This window comes from Actinomycetota bacterium, from assembly GCA_030017835.1.
Classification (GTDB): Bacteria; Actinomycetota; Aquicultoria; order UBA3085; family Oleimmundimicrobiaceae; genus Yes70-04.
In genome coordinates this window covers 22,590-45,464 of record JASEGU010000001.1, presented here as the reverse complement: position 1 = coordinate 45,464, position 22,875 = coordinate 22,590, and the positions used below count along the sequence as shown (strand labels likewise).

General features: G+C 51.1%; 23 protein-coding genes. All 23 read right to left on the bottom strand.

All coding sequences use genetic code 11. The annotated features are described in order from the left end of the window. Window position 1: 1 nt before the first annotated feature. Window positions 2-832 carry a hypothetical protein gene (locus QMD53_00235; GenBank protein MDI6799107.1) on the bottom strand — a complete coding sequence of 277 codons (831 nt, stop codon included), beginning with the start codon at window positions 830-832 and terminating at the stop codon, window positions 2-4. A 4-nt stretch (window positions 833-836) separates the two neighbouring features. Next, window positions 837-1,511 (bottom strand): glycosyltransferase family 2 protein, encoded by a 675-nt coding sequence (locus tag QMD53_00230; GenBank protein ID MDI6799106.1) that lies wholly within the window; start codon window positions 1,509-1,511, stop codon window positions 837-839. After that, window positions 1,511-2,362, bottom strand: coding sequence for a copper transporter (locus QMD53_00225; GenBank protein ID MDI6799105.1), 852 nt, complete (start codon window positions 2,360-2,362; stop codon window positions 1,511-1,513). Before QMD53_00225 ends, QMD53_00230 begins: the two co-directional genes overlap by 1 nt. Before the next feature lie 12 nt (window positions 2,363-2,374). Further along, a complete protein-coding gene (steA, locus tag QMD53_00220; protein ID MDI6799104.1) occupies window positions 2,375-3,496 on the bottom strand; it encodes a putative cytokinetic ring protein SteA in 1,122 nt (373 codons plus the stop codon). 75 nt (window positions 3,497-3,571) lie between these two features. Further along, window positions 3,572-5,260 (bottom strand): DNA repair protein RecN, encoded by a 1,689-nt coding sequence (gene recN, locus QMD53_00215; GenBank protein MDI6799103.1) that lies wholly within the window; start codon window positions 5,258-5,260, stop codon window positions 3,572-3,574. Window positions 5,261-5,263: 3 nt separating this feature from the next. Then, entirely contained in the window at window positions 5,264-6,127 is an 864-nt protein-coding gene (locus tag QMD53_00210; protein ID MDI6799102.1) for an NAD(+)/NADH kinase, read from the bottom strand. Window positions 6,128-6,163: 36 nt separating this feature from the next. Continuing rightward, window positions 6,164-6,964: a TlyA family RNA methyltransferase gene (locus QMD53_00205; GenBank protein MDI6799101.1), complete on the bottom strand. Its 801-nt coding sequence runs from the start codon at window positions 6,962-6,964 to the stop codon at window positions 6,164-6,166. Further along, window positions 6,912-8,849, bottom strand: a complete 1,938-nt coding sequence (gene dxs, locus QMD53_00200) for a 1-deoxy-D-xylulose-5-phosphate synthase (protein ID MDI6799100.1) — start codon at window positions 8,847-8,849, stop codon at window positions 6,912-6,914. The genes QMD53_00205 and dxs overlap by 53 nt, the downstream gene beginning before the upstream one ends. 34 nt (window positions 8,850-8,883) lie before the next feature. Further along, window positions 8,884-9,096 (bottom strand): exodeoxyribonuclease VII small subunit, encoded by a 213-nt coding sequence (xseB, locus tag QMD53_00195; GenBank protein ID MDI6799099.1) that lies wholly within the window; start codon window positions 9,094-9,096, stop codon window positions 8,884-8,886. Window position 9,097: 1 nt separating this feature from the next. After that, entirely contained in the window at window positions 9,098-9,526 is a 429-nt protein-coding gene (nusB, locus tag QMD53_00190) for a transcription antitermination factor NusB (GenBank protein MDI6799098.1), read from the bottom strand. A 111-nt stretch (window positions 9,527-9,637) separates the two neighbouring features. Then, complete coding sequence (gene accC, locus QMD53_00185) at window positions 9,638-10,984, bottom strand: acetyl-CoA carboxylase biotin carboxylase subunit (protein ID MDI6799097.1); 1,347 nt, start codon at window positions 10,982-10,984, stop codon at window positions 9,638-9,640. A gap of 23 nt (window positions 10,985-11,007) precedes the next feature. Continuing rightward, complete coding sequence (accB, locus tag QMD53_00180; GenBank protein ID MDI6799096.1) at window positions 11,008-12,858, bottom strand: acetyl-CoA carboxylase biotin carboxyl carrier protein; 1,851 nt, start codon at window positions 12,856-12,858, stop codon at window positions 11,008-11,010. 65 nt (window positions 12,859-12,923) lie between these two features. Further along, window positions 12,924-13,481 carry an elongation factor P gene (gene efp, locus QMD53_00175; protein MDI6799095.1) on the bottom strand — a complete coding sequence of 186 codons (558 nt, stop codon included), beginning with the start codon at window positions 13,479-13,481 and terminating at the stop codon, window positions 12,924-12,926. Window positions 13,482-13,527: 46 nt separating this feature from the next. After that, entirely contained in the window at window positions 13,528-14,589 is a 1,062-nt protein-coding gene (locus QMD53_00170; protein MDI6799094.1) for a Xaa-Pro peptidase family protein, read from the bottom strand. A gap of 24 nt (window positions 14,590-14,613) precedes the next feature. After that, window positions 14,614-15,051, bottom strand: coding sequence for a type II 3-dehydroquinate dehydratase (gene aroQ, locus QMD53_00165; GenBank protein MDI6799093.1), 438 nt, complete (start codon window positions 15,049-15,051; stop codon window positions 14,614-14,616). A 96-nt stretch (window positions 15,052-15,147) separates the two neighbouring features. Continuing rightward, on the bottom strand, window positions 15,148-16,230 hold the full coding sequence (aroB, locus tag QMD53_00160; GenBank protein MDI6799092.1) for a 3-dehydroquinate synthase: 1,083 nt from the start codon (window positions 16,228-16,230) through the stop codon (window positions 15,148-15,150). After that, window positions 16,227-16,727 carry a shikimate kinase gene (locus QMD53_00155; GenBank protein MDI6799091.1) on the bottom strand — a complete coding sequence of 167 codons (501 nt, stop codon included), beginning with the start codon at window positions 16,725-16,727 and terminating at the stop codon, window positions 16,227-16,229. Before QMD53_00155 ends, aroB begins: the two co-directional genes overlap by 4 nt. Before the next feature lie 47 nt (window positions 16,728-16,774). Next, complete coding sequence (aroC, locus tag QMD53_00150) at window positions 16,775-17,932, bottom strand: chorismate synthase (GenBank protein ID MDI6799090.1); 1,158 nt, start codon at window positions 17,930-17,932, stop codon at window positions 16,775-16,777. Between the two features lie 94 nt (window positions 17,933-18,026). After that, on the bottom strand, window positions 18,027-18,554 hold the full coding sequence (locus tag QMD53_00145; protein ID MDI6799089.1) for a hypothetical protein: 528 nt from the start codon (window positions 18,552-18,554) through the stop codon (window positions 18,027-18,029). Between the two features lie 2 nt (window positions 18,555-18,556). Then, entirely contained in the window at window positions 18,557-19,147 is a 591-nt protein-coding gene (gene pilO / locus QMD53_00140; protein MDI6799088.1) for a type 4a pilus biogenesis protein PilO, read from the bottom strand. Continuing rightward, window positions 19,144-19,737 carry a PilN domain-containing protein gene (locus QMD53_00135; protein ID MDI6799087.1) on the bottom strand — a complete coding sequence of 198 codons (594 nt, stop codon included), beginning with the start codon at window positions 19,735-19,737 and terminating at the stop codon, window positions 19,144-19,146. The genes pilO and QMD53_00135 overlap by 4 nt, the downstream gene beginning before the upstream one ends. Continuing rightward, entirely contained in the window at window positions 19,737-20,870 is a 1,134-nt protein-coding gene (gene pilM / locus QMD53_00130) for a type IV pilus assembly protein PilM (GenBank protein MDI6799086.1), read from the bottom strand. Before pilM ends, QMD53_00135 begins: the two co-directional genes overlap by 1 nt. Window positions 20,871-21,196: 326 nt before the next feature. After that, window positions 21,197-22,858 carry a pilus assembly PilX N-terminal domain-containing protein gene (locus QMD53_00125; GenBank protein ID MDI6799085.1) on the bottom strand — a complete coding sequence of 554 codons (1,662 nt, stop codon included), beginning with the start codon at window positions 22,856-22,858 and terminating at the stop codon, window positions 21,197-21,199. Between the last annotated feature and the right edge of the window lie 17 nt (window positions 22,859-22,875).

Sequence of the window (22,875 nt, the reverse complement as noted above, 5' to 3'; positions counted from 1 at the left end):
CTTAAACCCTTCTGCCCAATTCGTCCAGCCAGCGCAAGAAGGATACTCGCTCAATCAACTCGGAGATTGACCTCTTTTCCGAGTAAAGATTTATGAACACAAGAAGGGTGAGAAGGATCAAATTTATCGAAAAACTTGCCCTTGTTACTATGAAGTAACCTGTCAGACCGCCCAAAAGATTTGATCCAACGTCTCCTAGCATGCCCCGCTCGGAAAGGTCGACGTGGAGCAGAACTAAACCTGTTGCCATCACGGCTCCCCAGATCGAGAGCGACTCTCGCCAAGGAATCATTAAGGCTATCGCTACCCCTAATATTATGAAAACTTTGAGCGCCCGTCCAGGCCGCAAATCCAAAAGATTGAAGAGATTTATGAATAGGGCGATGGCAAGGGCCTTGATTATCAGTTCGAAGAGATTGCTGGATGAGGGATAGGCCGCAATTATCGCCACAAGACCACCGCCGAGCGCCTTAATCGAGCCCGTCGTAAGCTCGCCCTTCAGTAGGCGCCCGAAATGGCCCTTAAAGCCTCCCGTGCTCCTGTCGCCCTTAAGATCGTCTATTGCTCCAAGGATGGCTAGGGATATTAGCATGAAGATTACCATCTGGATTGAGATGGGAGAGGACGCTAAGTCCGGTCTTGCGATGATCTGAACCAAGAGGAGGTGAATTAGAATATTGATCGGGATGATGAGACCGCTTCCGGCAATGACTTTTACGCCTCTATAATTCTCTCTTGCGTAAGGGGTTTTTGAGAGGACCGAAAGGACGAGGGTGCTAAGGGCGGCGGCGGTGATGAGAGCGATAAAAAAAGATAATATGAAATCTTGCATTAGATTACCCCAAGCGTTTGATTATGACCCTTATCACATCCATAAGCTGGCGACCCCTGTGAATGAACCCTTTGATATCTCGCCCGGTCTCAGCGTGTGACATCCCTGTTTTGACCTCTATAACCTTAAATCCCTTTTTCAAGGCGTCTATAGTCAGAGCCGTCTCGACCCCAAAGCCCCCTTCAAATGGGCCGACGGCGACCAGGACCTCCCTTTTTATGGCTCTCTGGCCGGATAGCGGCTCGTCAAAAGGCTGGCCGGCTAGTTTCTCTATCCCCCATCTGGCCACACCCTTGACCAGGCCAAATCCCCCTTTTCTTTTTGCCTTTGGGAAATCGGCTATCGCCATGTCGGCCTCACCTGCTAGGATGGGGGCAAGGAGTTTCTCGCCTTCGATGGCCGATTCTCCCAAATCGCCGTCGAGAAGAAGGATTACATCGAAATCTAGTCTTGCGATGGCCCCATTCAAAGAGGCCCCCTTCCCCAGATTTCGCTCGTTTATGAAGACCTCTGCCCCGCTCTCTTTGGCTAAACTAACCGTTTCATCGCTGGAGGCATCATCTACAACATAGACATCATCGAGAGCGGCGATCCTTTTGGCGGCCTTGACGGTCGCAGAGATCCGCTCCGCCTCGTTAAAGGTGGGAATGAGGGCTATCACCCTACCCTTATTCACCATCAATCCGTCATCTCTTTGGGAAGCAGACGCTCGCTCGTCTCCTTCGATCCATAGTGTCCGGGAGATCCGCTCAAAGAATAGGTCAGAGAGATGAGGCCGGAGACCTCATCGATATTATCCACGGTGGAGATGGACGACTCCTGATAGAGAGGAATGGAGGAGTTCTTGATATCTTCAGTCTCGACGGCAACTACCCGTTCGGTGCGAAGTTTCAGCTCTTCTATCAAGGGCAAATCGAAGGCTTTGGGATTGAAATCTTCCATATCGCTACCGACGAATATGAAGTCGCTTCCAGGCAAAAAGACCTTGGAATCGCTCCTTATGATCTTTAGGGAGGTCAATTTATTGAAGAGGGCGCGATCGGTGACGGAAGAGAGCTCGCCGGCCAGACGCTGGGTCACTATCATCTTGAGCTCTTCGGCAGATAAGCCTTCGCCCAAGATGGCCGACAAGGCGGCAAAATTGCTCTTAGTGGAGAGACCAAGATCCGGTTGAACGGTGAGGAAGCTCCCCCTGGCCCCGGCTAATGTGGCTGCCTTCTTTAAGGTGTCGATCAATCCGTCCGGGTATTTTTTGCTCGATATGAAGACGAGATTTCGCCCGGAAAGGCGGCCCTCCACGGCCAGGGGGAGCAGAGCCCTCTCTACCTTAACCGAGTCCTCGAAGTCCAGTTTAATTGCCTGGTTTTCCTCTTGAACCTGTTTGATGTCGGTCTGGACGCTATCAATCAAGGTCTGTTGCTGTTTGGCAATTATCCCCTTGTCCACGATCACCAAACCCAACAGTATCCCCACAGCCAGAGCCAAAAAGACCGCGATCAAAGAGGAGATATGATATTTGAAATCGAGCACCCTTAAAGCCCCCTAATAACCAAATACTATTCGAAGTTTCAGCACGATCAGCCTAAAAAGGCTCCTGATGCTGGTCGAAAAGGTGATGATAACAACGGCGGTTGTCAAAGCCGAGGCGACCAGAACCATCAAGTGGAGCGGTTTTACTTGGCTCCTGTATAGCCTGCTAACTCCCTTGGCATCTATCAGCCTCTCACCGACCTTTAAGCGGACCAAAAATGTGCTGGCCATTCCGGCCCTGCCTTTATCCAAGAATTCGACCAGATTGAGATGGGTTCCGACGGCAACTATGAGCTCGGCCCCCTTCTCGAAGGCAAAGAGCATGGCTATATCCTCGCTGGTGCCCGCATAAGCAAAGGTTTTAGCCGAAAGCCCCATCCTCTCAAGACGCTTAAGGCCGGGTGCGCTCCCGTCCCGATAGGCGTGTACGATTAATTCAGCCCCCGCTTCAAGCGTCTGATCGGCCACGCTATCCATATCTCCCATGATTATATCAGGTTTATAGCCCTCCTGTATCAGGGCATCCGCTCCGCCATCGACCCCGATAAGTATCGGGCGAACTTCCCTGATGTAGGATCGCAAGGCTATAAGATCGGCCTTATAATCATATCCTCTGACCACGATGAGTACGTGTCTGTCCTTGAAATCGATGCGGCTATCCGGCATCTCTTCTCCCCCGTGGAGAAGACCCTTTTCGCGCTTCATGTAATCTAATGTGTTTGTGGCAAATTTATCGATCTCGTGGCTGATATTCTCCCGAGCCGCCTCCATCTTCTCTTCGATTGCCGGCTTATCGAGGACTTCCCCCTCCAAGGTGCGACCTGAGGCAAGGATAACCCTCTCTCCCTCCACCCTGATCTCTTCCCCCTCGAGCGCGAGCTCAAATATCTCTTCACCTACATTATCGATGATGTTCACCTCTTGGGAAGCCAGGAGGAAGGGGCCGAGGTTGGGGTACTTGCCCGATATGGAGGCTGAGGCGTTGATGACCGTCTTGACTCCGGTCTCCAAAAGCGCCTCGGCCGTAACCTTATCCAGATCTATGTGATCAATCACGGCGATATCGCTCGCTTTGAGCCGCTTGACCAATCTTTTTGTCCGGCGATCCATCATCGCCCTACCCGTTTGCACCACTGAACCTACCCTCGAAGGATATTTAAAAACATAAAAGAGCTATAAAGACCAGTTTACCTAGAAATCAGGGAGCAATTAGCCTATGGCTAGTTTGAGGAGTTCTTTGGCATGCTCCTTGGAGAGCTCTGTCGGGCTTCCTTTTCCTCCAAGCATCCTTGCAATCTCATCAATTCTATCATCAAAAGATAGCTTGTCTATATGGGTCTTGGTGGCCCCGCTTTCTTCCTCCTTGAAGACGCGGTAATGAAGTTCGCCATAGGCCGCTATTTGAGGAAGATGGGTCACGCAAATTATCTGGTGGGTATCTGAAAGGAGGCTCAATTTCTCGCCCACATATCCGGCCGTTACGGCCCCAACGCCGCTGTCTATCTCATCGAAGATCAGGGTCTCTATCTCATCCACCTTGGCAAGGGCGATCTTCAAGGCCAGCATCACCCTGGATATCTCGCCGCCGGAAGCGATCTTAGCAAGGGGCCTTAGGGCCTCACCCTGGTTGGGTGAGATCAAAAACTCGATCCTATCGATACCCGTGCTCGATTGGAGCAAGTCCTCTCGTCCCAGCGTCTCAATGTCTACCTTAAAGTCGATCTTAACCATATTTAAATCTTTGAGGTGGGTTATGACTTCGGCCTCAAAGAGGCTGGCCGCCTTGAGGCGTCTCTTTGAGAGCTCAACGCCCAACGAGTAGAGCTCGACCTTGGATGCCTCGACCGACTCAAAGAGATCTTTGATCCGCTCGCCTGAGTCATCTATGAGGGAGAGCTCTTGCTTGGCCCGCTCCAAAAAGTAGAGTATCTCGCCCACACTCTGGCCATACTTCTTCTTGAGAAACGATATGGCGGCCAAGCGGTCTTGAACCTCTTTTAACCGCTCTGGATTATAGGCGAAATCTTCTGCGAGCCTTCTGAGCTCGCCGGCCAAATCCTCTAGCTCAACCGAGATTCCCTCTAGCCGTTGATGAGCTGCGAAAAGACGGGGCTCTAAGTCAGCTACCTTGGAGAGGAGCACCTCAGATCTCTTTAAACTATCCATAACGGAGTTATCCAAGTCGGACGAGATCGAGTCCTTGGTCGATAGGAGGGCCTCCATTATCCTTTCAGAACTGCTCAACACTTCAGCCTCTTGGACGAGGGCCTCCTCTTCACCCAGAGTCAAGGCGGCATTCTCTATCTCATCGATCTGAAACTTAAGAAGGTCTTTCTCTTTTTCCCTCTCGCCCTTGGAGTCGCTAAGTCTATTTAAGAGGCCCGTGTCTCGCTTCAAGCTTAAGTGCTTCGCTTGATACTTGCTCTTTAATTCCAGAAGATCGCTTCCGCCATATCGATCGAGAAAATTTAGATGATTTGCGGTTTTGAGAAGGGACTGGTGGTCGTGTTGACCATGCAGGTCGATCAGGAGGTTTCCGAGATCTTTAATCGTCGAAAGAGTGACCATATTTCCGTTGATGTAACACTTGCTCTTTCCCTCTTTGGAAATCTTGCGAACTATCACATATTCGGCGCTGTCTCCAAGGTACTCCCTTAAATCTTCCAGCTCTAAAAGACGGGATGGCGGAATGGTAAATAGGCCTTCAACCTTGGCTTCATCGGTGCCGGAACGAATCATGCCGGTATCGCTTCGCTCTCCCAAAAGAAGGTTTACCGCCTCGATAAGCGCCGTCTTGCCCGCCCCGGTCTCGCCGGTTAAGACATTTAAACCGCGGTCGAACTCGATATAGAGCTCGTCGATTAAGATTAGATTCTTTATATGGAGCTCTCTTAACATCGGTCAATCACCGATCTTAGTCCAATTATTCAAGTTATCTTTTAGGTTCGCATAGAAGTCTCTGCCCGTCAGCCTCATTAGATTGACGAGACGGCTCGATGTCTCGATCTCGACCACGTTTATGCTTTCGCCAAGCTGGGCGACTATCCCGTCCAGGGCCAGGGAGAAGTCTTGGCTCTCCTTGGTAAACACCACCTTGATCCCATCTTCCCCGCTCAAGAGAAGGCTCCTGTTGAAGAAGGAGTGGGGACAGACCGGGGTCATCAGAATCGAGCTTACTTTGGGGGAGGCCAAGGGGCCTCCCGCCGAAAGGGAGTAGGCCGTCGAGCCCGTCGGGGTAGAGAAGATGACCGAGTCGGCCGCGTAATCGGTAAACACTTTATCGTTAATGAGAACGGAGAACTCGACCAGGCGCTGCTGGGCGCCGCGGCCGACGACGACTTCATTTAGGACGTCCTGCTCGAGGATAAGTTTCTTGCCGGATCTGGCTCTCACCCTAAGCATTGCCCGCTTGTCATCGTGATAGTCTTTGGCCAAATAACGGCCGAGCGCAAAAAAGAGTTCTTCGGCCCTGATTTCGGTTAAAAATCCGAGTTTGCCGAGGTTCACCCCGAGGATAAGAAGTTCATCTTGGGTTATGTATCTGACCGCTCTTAGGATGGTTCCGTCGCCACCCAGAGAGATCAAAAGACTTGCGCCCCTGGTCAACTCTTCAGCCGGTAGACCGAACCCTTCAAAACCGAGAGCAAGGGCGTCCTCTTCTATCATGTTGAGATCGATGTTTCGCTCTTTAAGCCAGTCTGCGAGATCCTTGACGATCTCTTTCACGTTGGGTTTTTTGGTATGAACAACCAGAGCAACCTTCATCTCTTCCCTTTCTACGCTCCGTCTTGGGCGGCCCTTTTACTCATCGAAAACCAACTCGTCTATCTTCTGGTCAAGCTCTAAGGGGGCGGGCCCTTCTCTCTTGAAGGATATGTGGAAGAAGAATTCCTTGTTGCCCTTGCTCCCTTTTATGGGGGACCCGATTATCTCAAGAACCCTTGCCCCCTCAAATGCGAAGAACCTGTGCAGGTCCTTTAAGACCCTCTCATGAAGGAGCGGATCCCTTATTATCCCCCCCTTGCCAACGTCCTTTTTACCCACTTCAAACTGGGGTTTGATTAGAATGATGAAGTCTGCGTCCTCTTTAGCCAGACTTTTTAAGCTCTTAAAGACCTTGGTTATCGAAATGAAAGAGAGGTCGGCCAGCACGATGTCGGCTGATTCGACAAGAAGATCTGGGCTCAAATCCTTTATGTTGGTCCGCTCAAAGAGCTGAAGTCTGGGATCGTTCCTTAAGGCCCAATCCAGCTGGCCGTAACCAACATCCACCCCAATTACCAACCTCGCCCCCTCCTTAAGGAGGCAATCGGTAAACCCACCCGTCGAGATACCGGCGTCCAGAGCTACCTTGCCGGTTGGATCGATATCGAACCTATCCAAGGCCTCTTTGAGCTTTGTTCCTCCCCTAGAGACAAAGGACTCAGGCTTGTCATCGATGATCGAAATATCGCTATCTAAAGAGACTAGCCTTGCCGGTTTATCACATGGAAAGCCATCCACAAAAATCCGGCCGGATATTATGGCCTCCTTGGCCGACTCACGACTCTTAAATCTGGCCTGTTTTACGAGTAAATTGTCGAGCCTTACTCTTTGCGCCAATCCCCATTGCCTCGCACTTTTCGCTTATCCTCTCGGTCACCCCATTGCAGTCAAGACCGACTACGGCGTGGAGTATCGATACTGCCCCGTGTTCTACGAATTCATCGGGCAGAGCTATCTTCAAAAAAGGCGTCTCGATAGATCTTTCGCTAAAAAATTCCAGAACGCCGCTTCCAAACCCGCCTACGATCGAGTTCTCCTCGACCGTGACTATGAGATCGTGTTCCTTGGCGAGCCTAGCGTATAGCTCCTCGTCTAAAGGTTTGACGAATCTGGCATTTACAACACTGGCATCGATGCCCGCGGCCGCAAGCAGCTTGGCCGCCGCAAGAGAGGGCTGAACCATCCGGCCGACCGCAATTATGGCAACGCCTGAGCCGGTCCGTAAAACCTCAGCCTTGCCCAGCCTTAGCTTGCTCGACGCGCTTTTTATCTTAACCCCGCTGGAAGAACCCCTAGGATACCTGATGGCAACCGCACCCGAAAGCTCGGTCGAGAAGTGGATCATATCTTTGAGCTCGAATTCATCCTTGGGAGACATTATGGTCATATTGGGAATCTGCCTTAAGTAGGAGAGGTCGAAAACTCCGTGATGGGTCGGGCCATCCTCTCCGACGAGGCCGGCCCTATCGATGGCGAAGATGACGTGCAGGTTTTGCAGGGCTACATCTTGGATTATCTGATCGAAAGACCTCTGCAAAAATGTCGAATAGATGGCGACAACCGGCAGATAACCTTCGAGGGCAAGGCCGGATGCGAAGGTTACGGCGTGCTGCTCGGCTATACCGACGTCATAGAAGCGAGCAGGGAATCTCTTGGCAAAGACGTCAAGACCGGTCCCAGCCGGCATGGCCGCCGTTATCGCAACCAGCCTCTCATCGCTCTCTGCTATCTCTAAGAGGGCCTCACCGAATACCTCGGTGTAGGTCTTCTTTGCCGACTTTATAACCTCACCGGTATCTATCTCAAAGGGACCTGTCCCATGAAAGCGCTCCGGATGATTCTCAGCGAAGGGGTAGCCCTTGCCCTTCTTAGTTAAACAATGGATGACGACGGGGGCCCCTATCTCCTTGGCAATCCTGATGGTCGAGGCCACTAACTCGGCATCGTGTCCATCTATGGGACCGATATATTTCCAACCGAGTTCTTCGAAGATCATGCCCGGAACCAGGATATGTTTCAGACTCTCTTTCAAGCCCTCAGCTATCGAAGATATCTTGCTCCCGACACCGGGGATAGTTTTAATCATTTTTATAACTTTGTGCTCCATCTCTTCCCGTATCTTGTAAAGGGTCGGATCGAACCTGATCCGGGCAAGATAAGAGGAAAAGGCGCCGACGTTTCTCGCTATCGACATGCCGTTGTCGTTCAATATTACGATCATGGGGGTCTTTAGATGACCGGCCTGATTTAGTCCCTCATAAGCCATGCCTCCCGTAAGTGAGCCATCACCGATTACGGCAAGCGTCGTTCCAGCTTCCCCTTTCATCCTTTTAGCCTCGGCTATTCCGAGAGCGACGCTTATCGAATTGCTGGCGTGGCCCGTATCGAAGATGTCATGCTCCGATTCGGCTCTCTTTGGAAATCCGCTCAAGCCCCCGTGTCTCCTTAAGGTAGAGAACTTTTTGAGACGACCGGTCAGGATCTTGTGGACATATGCTTGATGGCCGACGTCGAAAATTATGCTGTCTTTTGGCGACTCAAGAGCCAGATGAATCCCGATGGTCAATTCGACGACGCCAAGACTTGGGGCGAGGTGACCGCCGTTTACGGAAACGACTCTGATCATCTCGTCCCTAATCTCGGCAGCAATCTCCTTTAACTCCTGATGTGATAGGGATTTTAGGTCTTTAGGCGATTCTATCTTATTCAATATCTTTCTCATAACGGATCAGTCTCCGTAGGATTGGAGGCGAAATTTATAAATGGGGCTTGGCGACGTCTTCTTTAAGACCGATGCCTTCTTCGCCCACTATCCTGTCGACCCTTTCGGTGCACCTGTTGGCGATGTCTATGCCCTCCTCCAGGAGATTGAGCGATCCTTCAAGGCCGAGCGAGACGTCCTGCACCTTCTCAACTATCTCTTTCAATCTATCCATCAATTGGTCGAATCCATCCTCTTTTGCGGCCAACTTACTCCTCCGTAGCTACCGTCTCTTCTTCGCCCATCTCCCTGGCGATCCGGCCCAAGATTCCATTGACGAACTTGCTCGAATCTTCAGAGCCGAATATCTTGGCCAGCTCAACAGCCTCGTTTATCGAGACCCTTATCGGAATGGCCTCCTCAAATAGCATTTCATAGACGCCTATTCTGATTATATTCCTGTCGACTATCGGCATCCTGTCTATCGACCAATTGTCGGCATATTCGGCTATGAGCTCGTCTATCTTCTCGTGGTTCCTTTCGAAGCCATGGAGCAGGGTGAGAGCAAAATCGGAAAGGGGCGCTCCTCGGTTCGAGGCGTTTCTTACCCTTATTATATCGTCAATCGTATCTCCGAGGATGTCTTTTTCATAAAGAATTTCAAGAGCCATCCTCCTTGCCTTTCTTCGCTCAAGCATCGGATCGGCATCCGTTCATTTGAGAAGGTTTGCGCCACAGATAAAGATGTTGACCTCTTTTATATCTATCTTAAACATTGATTTAAGGGCCCTTTCCACTTTCTCCTCTTTTCAATCCTCCATTATCCTTCGGGCGACAAAATTGGTGTATATCTCACCCTTCTTGAAAAAGGCGTTATCTATGACCTTTAGGTGAAAGGGTACGATCGTCTCGATGCCGACCACTATGAACTCCTCCAAGACCCTCTTTGAGCGGATTATGGCCTCGTCTCTGGTCTCTCCCCAGACTATCAATTTGGCGATGAGTGAATCGTAGTAGGGAGGAACCCGATAGCCGGAATAGAGATGGCTATCAACGCGAACGCCCGGGCCGCCCGGCGGGTTGTAAAGTTTGACATCACCGGCTTGAGGCATGAAGTTCTTGGTCGGATCTTCGGCATTTATCCGAAATTCGATGGCATGACCGATTATCTTGACCTCACCCTGGGTATGTTTCAATTTTTCGCCGGCCGCGATCCTGATCTGTTCTTTTACGATATCGATTCCTGTCACAGCCTCGGTCACCGGATGTTCTACCTGGACGCGCGTATTCATCTCCATGAAGTAAAAGTCTCCATGCTTGTCAAGGAGAAATTCTACCGTTCCCGCGTTCTCATAGCCGACGGCCTTGGCGATCTTTATGGCCGCCTCTCCCATCTCCTTGCGGAGCTTTGTGCTGAGAGCCACTGAAGGGGCCTCCTCGATCAGCTTCTGATGACGGCGCTGTATGGAACAGTCCCGCTCGCCAAGGTGTATGACGTTTCCAAACTTGTCTGCCAGTATTTGAAACTCGATGTGACGCGGCTCCTCTAGGTACTTTTCTATATAGACTTCGGAGTCACCAAAGGCCGCTTTGGCCTCGGTTTCAGCCATCTTGATCTGATCGATGAGCTCGGCCTCATTCTGAACCGCCCGCATTCCCCTGCCCCCGCCGCCGGCCGAAGCCTTGATGATGACGGGATAGCCGGTCTTTTTGGCAAATTTCAATGCCTCCTTGTGATCGTCTATCTTGCCGTCCGATCCGGGAATCGTCGGGACGCCTATCTCCTTCACCTTATCTTTGGCCGCAGACTTGTGCCCCATCAGCTCGATGGCGTTAGGGGTGGGACCGATGAAGGTCAAATCGCATGAGCCAAGAACTTCGGCAAAGTAAGAGTTTTCCGCCAAAAATCCGTATCCGGGGTGAACCGCTTCAGCTCCGGTCAGTTCGGCCGCACTTATGATGCTTGGAATATTTAGGTAGCTGAGTCCACTCTGAGCTGGTCCGATGCAGACGGCTTCGTCGGCCATCTTTACGTGGAGAGATTCCTTATCGGCCTCAGAGTAGACGGCAACCGTCGCTATCCCCAGCTCCTTGCAGGCCCTTATTATCCTTAGGGCGATCTCGCCGCGATTGGCTATGAGTATCTTATTGAACAAGGTTTATCCCTTCGTGATCCATATCAGACCAGCTCATAGAGAAAGATCGGTTGACCATATTCGACGGGCTTTGCGTTTTCGATCAAGATTTCCCTGATGATCCCATCCTCTTCTATGGTTATCTCATTCATAAGCTTCATGGCCTCAAGGATGCAGAGGGTCTGACCCTTGCTAACCTCGTCCCCGACCTTGACGAAAGGATCGGCATCAGGCGAGGGAGCTAGGTAAAACATTCCCACCATCGGAGACTTTATCTCTTTCCAGCCGTCGGGGTAGTCTTTTCTCGTTGGGATCTGCTCAGCGGTTTTCTGGGTTGGCCGCTCTTGAGCCTCGTGAGGTGACGCGATCTCTGTCAAGCTTCCACTCGATGCCTTCTTTTTTAGGTTAATCTTGGTATCGCCCTCTTCGATCGATAGCTCTCCAACTTCGCTATCCTCAAATATTTTTATGAGTTCCTTTATCTGATCTATGTCCATAGCTTCATCCCCCTTAACGGCTTGAATTTGTCTGCTGGTTAGAAAGACCGTCTTTTCGACGCCTTCTCTGTGTCTCTCCAGATAATCCCGGGCAATCTTAGGAAATAGGGCGTACATCAAGACGTCCTCTTCGCTCCGGGCGAGATCTCCAAGCTCCTTTTCATATTGAGTAAAGGTCTCCCTTATGAGGGTGCCGGGCCTTTCGATCAGCCGCTCCTCCCCTTTCAGTATCAAGTCCTCTATCTCAGGCGACATCGGCCCTGGTGGCTTTCCGTAATGACCCCGCACATATGCCTTCATCTCATCCGGTATTATCCCCCAACGCTTGCCGCTAAGGACGTTGATGACGGCTTGAGTGCCGACTATCTGGCTAAGCGGAGTGACGAGCGGCGGATAACCGACTTCGGCTCTGACCTTGGGTATCTCTTCTAAGACTTCGGGCAGACGGTCGGACGATTTCTGCTCGGCAAGTTGGCTTACCAGGTTCGATATCATGCCACCCGGAACTTGGTGAGAAAAGACCCTCATGTGGGTAAGGGAGGTTACCCCCCTCTGAAAGCCCTTCTTCTCGCGAACATCCTCCCAGTACTCAGCGATCTCGTAGAGTTTTTCCAGGTCTAGCCCAGAGTCGTAAGCCGTATCTTTGAGAGAGGCGACCATCATCTCGACGGCCGGCTGAGAGTTTCCAAAGGCTAAAGGAGCACTTGCGGTATCGATGCCATCGACGCCTGCCTCGATGGCCTTCAAATAATTCATCGGAGCCATACCGCCGATGTAGTGGCAATGAAGTTGGATTGGGATATCGAGCTCGGCCTTGAACCTTTTGACCAAATTATAGGTGCGGTAGGGTGACAGAAGTGCCGCCATATCTTTGATGCATATGGAGTCGGCTCCCATCTCGGCCAGCTTTACCGCTGTCTCGACGTAATGTTCAAGGGTGTGAACGGGGCTAATGGTATAACAGACGGCGGCCTGAACGTGGCCGCCGACCTCTTTGATCGCTTCGCAGGCCACCTGATGATTCCTGGTATCGTTTAGGGCATCGAAATTCCTAAAGATATTCATCCCGTTCTTCGCAGCAACATGAACGAATCGGCGGACTATGTCGTCAGAATAGTGACGGTATCCGACCAGGTTCTGACCTCTAAGCAACATCTGAAGCGGGGTATTTCTGACATGCTTCTTGATGGTGCGAAGTCGCTCCCAGGGGTTCTCGTCCAGAAAGCGCAAAGGAGCATCAAAGGTCGCTCCTCCCCAAGCCTCCAGAGAGTGATAGCCGACCTTATCCATCCTCTCGAGGATGGGCACCATATCCTCTGTCTTCATCCTGGTGGCCCAGAGTGACTGATGCGCATCCCTGATGGTGGTATCGGTTATGGCGATAGGTTTCTCTCTCATCTGGTCCCTTCTCTGAATTCGTCGAGGATAAATTATACTTTATCGATGCCGTTTTCGAAAGCCGATTACACCCTGGTTATATAGGCTGCTGTCCGCGTGTCCACCTTGACGACATCGCCGACGCTTATGAAGAGAGGAACCTGAACGACGACCCCGGTCTCCAAAGTGGCCGACTTGGTCCCACCGCTTACGGTATCCCCCTTTATGCCGGGTTCGGTCTCTACCACCTCAAGCTCGACGAAAATTGGAGGCTCTATGCCGATCGGTTTCCCCTCGAACATGGTTATGTGGGCCTCCATGTTCTCTTTGAGATAGAGAGTCGCATCACCCATCTCCTCCTTGGAGAGAGTGAATTGATCGTAAGTCTCGCTATCCATGAAGTGATAGGTATCATCATCGTTGTATAGAAACTGCATACGCTTGCCCTCCAAGTGGGCCTGCTCGACCTTTTCGCCGGCTCGAAAGGTCTTATCGATGACCGCTCCAGTCATTATGTTCTTGAGCTTGGTCCGGACAAAGGCGCCGCCCTTGCCCGGCTTTACGTGTTGAAAATTGACTATCCCGTATAGGGTTCCGTCGATGTCGATGGTCATTCCGGTCTTGAATTGATTTGTGGTAATCACCTGGCTCCTTTGCTCATGTTTAAATCGATAGAATTTTGCGGGCTATTTAAATCTCGATCAGCTCTTTGGGCACCTTATTTAAAGGCTTAATGCCGCCGCCTTCAAGAAGTACGGTATCCTCTATGCGCACTCCAAATCTCCCCTCAAAGTAGATTGCCGGCTCTATCGTAAAGACCATCCCCTCTTCTAGGGTTTTATCCCCCTTTGGAGAGAGCGTGGGCCTTTCATGTATCTCGAGGCCGACGCCATGGCCGAGGCCGTGTGCAAAATTATCACCAAAGCCGGCCGCAATTATGATACCGCGAGAGGTGGCGTCGGCCTCCCTCTCGCTCATCTTCGCCCTTATTGAGCTTAAGGCCGTCTCTTGGGCCCGGCGGGCGAGTTCATAGATATCCCTCTCCTCATTCGAGGCTGGCCCCAGATGGACCATCCTTGTCATGTCGGAACAATAACCGCCGATGGCGGCTCCAAAATCCAATTTTACAAAGTCGCCGCGGGCAAGCCTCCTTGAGGTAACCGCAGCATGGGGCCGGGCAGAGTTGGGTCCACTCGCCACGATTACATCGAAGGCGGCCCTCTCGCCGCCGCGGGCTCTTATCAGTTGCTCAATTGTGGCCGCCACCCCTCTTTCGGTTGCGCCCGGCCCGATTTGACCTATGATATCTTGAAATACGAGGTCGGTTATGGCGGCTGCTTCAGTGATCTTCTCTATCTCGCTCTCGTCTTTAACTTGACGAAAACCCTCTATTACTCCTTGAGTCGAAACGAGTTCAGCTTGTGAGAGCCTCTCTTTCAACCCCCTATATTTCGCAACGGTCAGATGATCCGCCTCATAGCCGAGCCTCTTGCCATTAGAGATCAGATGCGCAAGGGAGTCTATATAGCCATCTTTGACCAGGTTGATCTCGATTGGACGGTCGCCTATCTTCTCCTTTGCATCTTCAAGATAGCGAAAATCTACCAAAAGATGGGCGCCCTTGCCGCCAATTAAGAAGATTCCACTTGAACCAAAGAAGCCGGTTAAATAGAAGATGTTTTCAGGTTTAGTGATGAGGAAGATGTCGAGCTGTTTCTCTGCTAGAGTCTTTTCTATTCGGGACAGACGCAAATCTATCTTAAGTTACCCCCACAATTAGCTTTTGAGCATATCAATAGCGGCCAGAAGAGCGGCCACGTAGCTGAATGGCCCAAGGCCGGATATCTGCCCCACGCAGACGGGAGCGATGACCGATTTTTCCCGGAACTCCTCTCGGGCATAGATATTTGAGAGGTGGACTTCGATGACTGGAAGATCGATTGAGGCTATGGCGTCGCGGATGGCGATGCTGTAATGGGTAAAAGCGGCCGGATTGATTATTGCGAGATCATACTCTCCCTTTGAGCTCTGAATCTTATCGACTATCTCGCCTTCATGGTTGGATTGGAAAAAGTCGATCATAGAGCCATGGTTTTTAGCGATCTCTGCGAGCTGAGCCGAGAGCTCTTTAAGATTCATCCGCCCGTAAGTCTCAACTTCGCGCTGGCCCAGAAGATTCAAATTCGGCCCGTTTATGACAATTATCTTCTTCATCTTGTTTCCCTGTTTGCCCGAGATTGATTTGTAAAGCTTAATTCAAGATTTTATAACAGTTGGTGGAATTTGAACAATCCAAAAATATGATAGCCGCTAAATTTCCAAAAGAGCTACCGCTTCAGCGATCTTCAGTCTCTTAATGATCGGCTTGCCCGCCTTTTCCAGCAAAATGAAGTTGACCTCTGCCCTCTCGCCCTTTTTATCCAACATAATCTGACGAATTAGCTGATCGGCCGATATCTTGGGAAGCTCATATTCGAGACTGGCTTTCGAGATTATCCTTATGTGGCGTTCAAGCGACTCTTCATCCAGAAGTCCCAACCTGTGCGATATTTTGGCCGCGCAAACCATCCCGACCGCTATCGCTTCGCCGTGTCTATATTTGGCAAAACCGAAGAGCGATTCCAGAGCGTGTCCGATGGTGTGACCGTAGTTTAGGATGGCTCTTTTGCCAAAATCCTCCTCATCCTCTTCGACGACTCTTGCCTTAAAATTGCAGCAGGTCTCGATCACCTTAGAGACCGCAACTTCGTCAAGGGCAAAGATCCGATCCATCTCATCTTCCAGAAAAGATAAAAAATCGTTTCCAATCAAGAAACCGCACTTGATGACCTCGGCAAAACCAGCTTTGAGCTCCCTTGGGTCCAGACTTTTTAGGGTATCCGTATCGATCAGGACGAGTTTTGGCTGGTAGAAGACGCCAACCATATTTTTGGCCTCGGGCAAGTTGACGGCCGTCTTGCCGCCTACGCTGCTATCGACCTGGGATAAGAGGGTGGTGGGTACCTGGATGAAGGGCATGCCCCGCATGAACGTCGCGGCCACAAAGCCAGCCAGATCCCCGATGACGCCGCCGCCAAGCGCTATGACCGGGTCCCTGCGGTTGGCGAGGTTCTCGACCAATTCGCCGTAGAGATAAGCGGCCGATTCGAGAGACTTCGTCTCCTCGCCCTCTTCGACATTTAGCGATATGACCTCAAAGCCAGCGGCCTTTAAATTGCCCAAGACCCGCGGGCCGTATATTTCAAAAACCGTCGGATTGCTAATTAGAAAGGCCCTTTTCGACGAGGTTAATAAGGGCAAATGACGACCGATCTCTTCAAGCGTTCCGGAGCCAATCAATATGTCATAGCTTTTCGATCTCAGATTGACCCTTACCCGTCTCTGTTCGCTCATATGACTTCCTTGATACTTAAAACGACTTCATCCAGGCTGAGGCCGGAAGTATTGATAACCCTGTCCGCGGCCGCCTCATAAAGGGGTTCTCTAGTTTCAAGAAGAGAGCGCGCCTTCTCCTTGGGGTCGTCACCCTCAAGCAGGGGACGGTGAGAGGTCCTGGTGGCCCTTTCGATCAAGGTATCAAGATCGGCCTTGAGATAGATCAAGACGCCGCTCCCTTTGAGGCGCTCGACATTATTTTTGTCGATGACAACGCCGCCGCCGCAAGCTATCACGCGTCCCTTAAGAGCCGAGGCCTCTCCCACCATCTCTGCCTCAAGCTTTCTGAAGGCCTCCTCGCCATCGCTCATAAAAATGCTCTTTATGCTCCTTCTTTCACGTTTTTCTATCTCTTCATCTAGGTCGATAAACCGGGCTTTAAGGTCTTTTGCCAGCAGCTTTCCGACCGTGCTCTTACCAGAGCCCATGAAACCGATCAGGATGATATTCTTCAATTTTGTGGCCCCTTTAAAATGCGCATATAGATAACGGGCTAGTCGTTTTAGATGCTTCCAATCCTCTTAAGGTAAGAGCGGTAGTTGACCTTAAGATCGGACAGAGAATCGCCGCCGAACTTTTCCAAAGCGGCCCGCGCGATTTCAAAGGCAACCATAGATTCGGCTACCACGGCGGCGGCGGCAACGGCGCAGACGTCCGAGCGCTCTTTAAGCGCCTCTTTCTCTTCCTTGCTTACTATGTCCACCGTCTTAAGCGGTTTGACAAGGGTCGGTATCGGCTTCATGGCCGCCCGCAAGATAAGCGTCTCCCCATTGGTCATGCCGCCCTCCAGACCGCCAGCAAAGTTGGTCTTCCTGAAGAAGCCCCTCACTTTATCGTGGAATATCTCATCGTGGGCTTCATCTCCGGGCAGATGAGCCAACTCAAAGCCTCGTCCAAATTCGACTCCCTTTATGGCCGGAATCGACATGACGGCCGAGGCCAGTCTTGCGTCCAGGCGTTCGGTAAAAGATTGATAGCCGCCAAGACCAGGCGGCGCCCCATAGGCTAAGACCTCGAAAATACCGCCAACGGAGTGGCCCGCATCTTTGGCGCGCTCAATCTCCTCAATCATGGCCTTCTCGTCTTTGGGCGAGAAGGAGCGGACGGGAGAGGCGTCTATCGCTTCCAAATCCTTCGGCACAGGAAGCCTTTCAGGCTTAGACTCGACTCTGCCTATGCTAACAACGTGGCTCAATACTTCGATGCCAAGCTCCTTCAGTATTAGCTTGAAGATGGCGCCGGCCGCAACCCTGGCCGCCGTCTCGCGCGCACTCGCCCTCTCCAAGACGTCGCGCACGTCAAAGAGACCCATCTTCATCATGCCGGCAAGATCCGCGTGGCCCGGCCGGGCCGCGGTGATCCTTTCTGCTTCCTTGCTAACCTCGTCGGTCGCCATCAGGGTCGACCAGTTCTTGTGGTCGAGATTCTCTATCATTAGGGCAATCGGACTTCCCAGGCTCCTTGCGTGGCGGACGCCCGAAAGGATCACCGCTTTATCGGTCTCGATATCCATCCGTCCGCCACGGCCATAGCCTAGCTTTCTCCGCTTGAGCTCGAAGTTTATAGAATCTATTTTGATTGAAAGGCCGGCCGGAACCCCTTCGACTATCGTCACAAGAGCCGGACCGTGTGATTCGCCCGCGGTTGAAAATTTTATCATCTTTCCACCTCAAAATAGTTAGAGCACAAATTCAGATGAAGAAAAAGGCGCCAAACTAACGGTCGCCTGGGGTTCCTTTCTTTGCAAAGGGGCATTACTTTATTATCTCTTCGCCGGGGGTGGCTGGCGTCGCTTCGTCGCCGTATAGAAGAAGTACCCTATCCGCCGTTATCGAGACGACCTCATAGGGAGATGTCCCCACCCTGTCGCCGTCTTTGACCTTATGGGACGTCCCCCCGTAGGTTATGTTGGCGTAGTAGATTCCGTTCTCCAAAACTATGCTCTCAACAACCAAGGCATTCGAGCTAGTTCCGCCGGTTCCATCGGTGCCGTCGGCGTCGTCGCCGGGAGTAGCCGCCTTGATCAGGGGTTTAAAAGGATCTTTGGACTCATAGATATCATACTTATCGGTTGCGTCAACCAGGGTCTCTTCGGTCTTGGTCTCGTCTTGATCAGCCGTCGAGGTGGTGGTCCTTGTAACATCGGGCACATCGGAGGATGGATTTAACATATCCATGATTTGTGGACCTACAAGTAAAGCCCCCAGCATCAGACCGAGGACGACCATAGCGACCGCGAGTTGACCAACTCTGGTTTTGAGAAAAGCTTTGAGCGCATCCAATGTCAGACTCCCCCTGCTCCGGGCTGAGTCTGTTCGGCCCCTTCTTTAAGCGGCGCCTTAAGCGTGAAGGTCTTGGCATCGATGGTCGCCGATACCTGAGGCAGCCCGTCCGGTCCCTCGGCAATGTTTATGCTCATCACCACTATCTCCCTTGCGTGATGACGGAGACGATAGAGGAAGTCTATGATATCGAAGTAGCGACCCTCCATGGTGATGTTGAGCGGTATCTCCGTATAACCCTCACCCCCCACCCACTCACTCTGGGCGACCTGAATGAACTCTATGCCTGCATCCTTGGCGATCTTGTTGACGTCTATTATCAGAGTCGGTATCTCAGATTCATCAGGGAGCCTGATCTTAAGTTTTGCCAGATCAGCTTCGAGTTTGGAGGCGTCCCGCTTAAGGGCTTTCAGGCGAGTTAGGGTCGCCTCGGCTGAACTCAACTCCCTTGAGACGTTATCCTGTTCCCCGTTTAGCTGGATTATCTTGGAGACATTTGGATAGACCACAAAGAAGCCGAACAAGACGAGAAGGAGAAAGGCTGAAGCGGCAATTAGCATAAGTTGCTCCCTTGGTGAAATCTTAAGGTTCACTGACTGCCACCCCCTTCGCCCTGAGGACTCTGCTTGGCGGATTCTTCCGCTTTAGAGAACGGGACGCGGGCCTTGGAGGAGAACTGAACCATCTCGTTTCCTTCGTAATCTGTCTTGGCCGCGTTATTTAGCCATATATCTTCGAGCAATTTCATCTTGTCGTTCATGATCAGCCATTGGGCGACGGATGGAAAGTCATAGGTGTAGCCGGATACCTCAAACCCACCCTCATAGCCCAAATTTAATGACGTCAACCAGACGTTGGTAGGAATGATCATGCTGACCTCATTTAGCATCTTATCTAAGGCCAGTTCGCCGGCAATGGAGACTTCGACCAAGGAATTCCTATTGTCAAATTCAGTCTTTCTCTCCTCAAATTGCTTATAGGTTACTATCTCTTCATTTATCGTGGTGAGATCCCTGTTTAACCCGGCAAGGTCGGCCTCTTCCCGCTGAATAACCATATATAGGACAACATAGGTTACGACCATAACAAAAATCAAGCTGGTCGCCCCAAGCATCATTGAGCCAACCTGTCTCTCTTTGCGCCTCTTTTCCTGGATATCTCTGAGCAAAAGGTTGATGGCCATTACTCAAACTCCCTTAAAGCCAGGCCGATGCTTACGGCCAGCGAGGGTTCATCCTTCTCTACATCCTGCTTTAAGCGGGGGTCTCTAACCGCAAAGCGATCTAAAAATTTGCCAAACACCGTCGTGATGCCGAGGGCCTGACTCATGAATAAATCGAGATTTCTAAAGACCGAGCCACCGCCCGTCAAAACGACCCTATTTACCACTTTGCCGCCGGTCTGGGTGAGATAGAAATTGAAGGAGCGCTTGATCTCATTGACGAACCTCTCCGCCTCTTGGATCAGTATTTCTCTGACCAACTTGACCCTATCCATATCATCGACGTATTCGGGCAAAACGTCACCTAGTTTCTCGTCCGGATTGGGTGAGAGACCGATTTCTGCTTTGAGTTTTTTCGCCTGAGAGAGCGGAATGACTAAGAGGTCGGCCACCTTCTGAGAGAAATCGTCACCGGCAAGTCCCGAGACGCGAGTGAACCTGACCTTATCATTTTCGGCTATGACTATGTTGGTTAGACCGGATTCTATGTTTATGAATGCGGTTATCGCCTGAGGCTGGCTTTCGGACTCAGGGGAAGCCTGGCCGCCATAGAGATTTGCTCTGGCTATGGCGAGCGAGGATAAATCGACGGCTATCGGTTTTAAGCCGGCCTTCTCCAGAGCCTCCACATGACGGTAGACCATGTCTTTTTGAGCCGCGACCAGAAGAATCTCGACTTTACGTTCGCCCTCTTCGGTGGTGACCTCGCCTAAGATCTCGAAGTCGAGGACTGCCTCTTCCAAGGGTATCGGAATAAACTCTTGGGCCTGAAACTCAATCGCCCCCTCAAGCTCATCTCGAGTCATAAGCGGAAATTCGATGAGCCTTGCGATCACCTTCTGATTGGCCACCCCAAGGTGGACTTCGCTCTGAGAGATCTTGGCCTTCTTCCAGAGCTCTTTTAAAAGTTCTGCCATGGCATTGACGTCGGTTATTTCGCCCTCAACCATCACGCCGGGAGGTATGTCTATCATTCCATAGCGAGATATGGCGGGCCTGCCATGAGAGCGGCCCATCTCAACCACCCGTATGTGTTTGCTTCCGATATCCAGACCGACCGGTTTTTTTGAAGCTTTGATCCCAAAGAGGCCCAATTAACTACTCCAATTTAAGCTTATACTTAAGCAAAGCCCAAAGAGTCCATCATGACAGAGCAAGCTTATCGTTGTAAACATTATCAATTTTAAAGCCAAATATCTCTTTTGGGAAATCGACTTAAAGGGGGCGTAACTTAAAACCACCATCCCTTTTTGCAAGAGGACAGAACTGAATGTGACAAACCTTGGGCGGGTTTTTTATGAGTTTTTAACATTTAATCCAAAAATTAATAAATTTGAATAAAAATACCCCAAAAGTGGAGCAAGTGTCAATATTTTGAGGGTATATTAACCACTTTTATCGCCATTTTGAAGTAATTTCATTAGCGGATATCCTTCCAAGAATTGACGACTATAACATCGCCGCTGAAGTCAATGTCTTCGTATGCGCTAAAATTATTTGAAAATTCCCCAAATTTTATATAATCCGTCCAACGTCTTGTCCAGCCAGGCTGATCATCATCTCCATCAGTGCCTTTGGGCCCCTTGAAGAGCTGGAATATCTTGTCGCCGCTTGTGTTAAACATACTATATAGATTGTTAACATAACTGACATCACTTTCCAAACTAAAGAGATGGAGACCGTTGTTACCCGAAGGGATGCCGCTGACTGCGTTTTGGCCCAAACCGATAGAGCCGAAAGAGAGCAGCGAGCCGTAGAGATCCATCTGTATGCGGCCGCCATTGGCCGAGGGAAGGGCCGAGAACTCACTGCTTGCATAGACGAGAACCCCTTTGCCGCTCTCGCCAAAGCGGATGGAGCGGCTCGTGTTAGCGCTGTTAGCGGTGACCTCGATGATGGGGGCGGCCAAGGCCAATCTGATGGGGCTGGGATCAAATAAGAGGTTATTTGGAGCACCGTCATCGATAATCTCTATCCGGCCATCAGAAATGAGGGTATGTTTGAAGGCGCCATCTCCAGAGACCTGGGCATAGCCGGTGATCTCTCTGGTGGAGCTTGCTGGATTTACCGTTCTGACCACGATGATCGCGTTTTCGGGAAGCTGTAGCCCTCCTTTATTAAGCGTTTGACTCGGCCCTTTGTTCACTTGATAATTAACTATGCCATCGGGGTAAGCGGTAGCGACGTTCCCTTTTACCTTAAATTCTACACTTGCGGCCCCCACCACATCCCATTTATCCCATTCGCTGCCATCATCGCCTTTTCCGGCTGGATCGCTATAAAAGAAGTAGACGGCCGGCGTGGGGGTAGTCGACCGCCAAGGGTCGGTGTTGCTATAATCTTTGCTGACGAAGTAATCCCAGCCGCCCTTCTCTTTGTCCCACGTCAAGAAGGGGATTAAAATATTCGACTCGCTCTCTGAGAAGATGGACGGCGCAGTCCAGTCTGTGGTAACCAATTCCCCCGGGCCATAGGTTACAGGGCCGCCCGCGAAGCTTACCTGGGGCAGAGGGCTGCCGGTGGTAGCCGAGGTAACCCGAAGCTCCGTATCAATCTCTTTGCCTACGATATTAAAATCATTTAGGCGCGCTTTGCCGGTCGTAGTCATAACCGTTTTGGGAAGCGTCCCCCGAAAGCCTATGTTCAGATTAGCCAGTAAAACCTGGCTGAAAGCGTAACCCATGTTGATTCTGCTCAATTTAACCTCAACGATCCGCTTGGCGTCGCCTCCTATGCCCGTCGAGTTGATGACCCTCGTATTTGTGGCGGGGGCCGTTACCCTGAGCTCGAACTTGGCGTTGCTATCGGCCGGATTGGGGAAGTTTTTTGAGTCATCTATAGTGTCCGCGGGATTTGCTATTGAGAAAAAATCCCAGTTGGCCTTCAGATTGACAGTTGCATAATTCGCCCCGGCCTCGGCGATGGCCAGGGCCTGATTGGAGTCCTCTAAGTTCTTGCTCATCCTAACGTCGCCAGTGGTCGCAATGATGGCAGCCCCTCCCAAAACCGCAAAGGCTAAAACCAGCATGATGGCCGTGACCATGGCCATGCCCTTCTCTCTCCTAAGCCTCATCATTTTCATTGCGCCCCCTTGAAACC

Excerpts from the sequence above, each read along its gene's own strand:
- QMD53_00125 (MDI6799085.1), bottom strand. The coding sequence starts at position 22,858 with ATGAAAATGATGAGGCTTAGGAGAGAGAAGGGCATGGCCATGGTCACG.
- accB (MDI6799096.1), bottom strand. The coding sequence starts at position 12,858 with ATGAGAGAGAAACCTATCGCCATAACCGATACCACCATCAGGGATGCG.
- aroC (MDI6799090.1), bottom strand. The coding sequence starts at position 17,932 with ATGATAAAATTTTCAACCGCGGGCGAATCACACGGTCCGGCTCTTGTG.
- QMD53_00210 (MDI6799102.1), bottom strand. The coding sequence starts at position 6,127 with ATGAAGGTTGCTCTGGTTGTTCATACCAAAAAACCCAACGTGAAAGAG.
- aroQ (MDI6799093.1), bottom strand. The coding sequence starts at position 15,051 with ATGAAGAAGATAATTGTCATAAACGGGCCGAATTTGAATCTTCTGGGC.
- nusB (MDI6799098.1), bottom strand. The coding sequence starts at position 9,526 with ATGCTTGAGCGAAGAAAGGCAAGGAGGATGGCTCTTGAAATTCTTTAT.
- QMD53_00135 (MDI6799087.1), bottom strand. The coding sequence starts at position 19,737 with ATGGCCATCAACCTTTTGCTCAGAGATATCCAGGAAAAGAGGCGCAAA.
- QMD53_00235 (MDI6799107.1), bottom strand. The coding sequence starts at position 832 with ATGCAAGATTTCATATTATCTTTTTTTATCGCTCTCATCACCGCCGCC.
- dxs (MDI6799100.1), bottom strand. The coding sequence starts at position 8,849 with ATGAGAAAGATATTGAATAAGATAGAATCGCCTAAAGACCTAAAATCC.
- QMD53_00230 (MDI6799106.1), bottom strand. The coding sequence starts at position 1,511 with ATGGTGAATAAGGGTAGGGTGATAGCCCTCATTCCCACCTTTAACGAG.
- aroB (MDI6799092.1), bottom strand. The coding sequence starts at position 16,230 with ATGAGCGAACAGAGACGGGTAAGGGTCAATCTGAGATCGAAAAGCTAT.
- recN (MDI6799103.1), bottom strand. The coding sequence starts at position 5,260 with ATGTTAAGAGAGCTCCATATAAAGAATCTAATCTTAATCGACGAGCTC.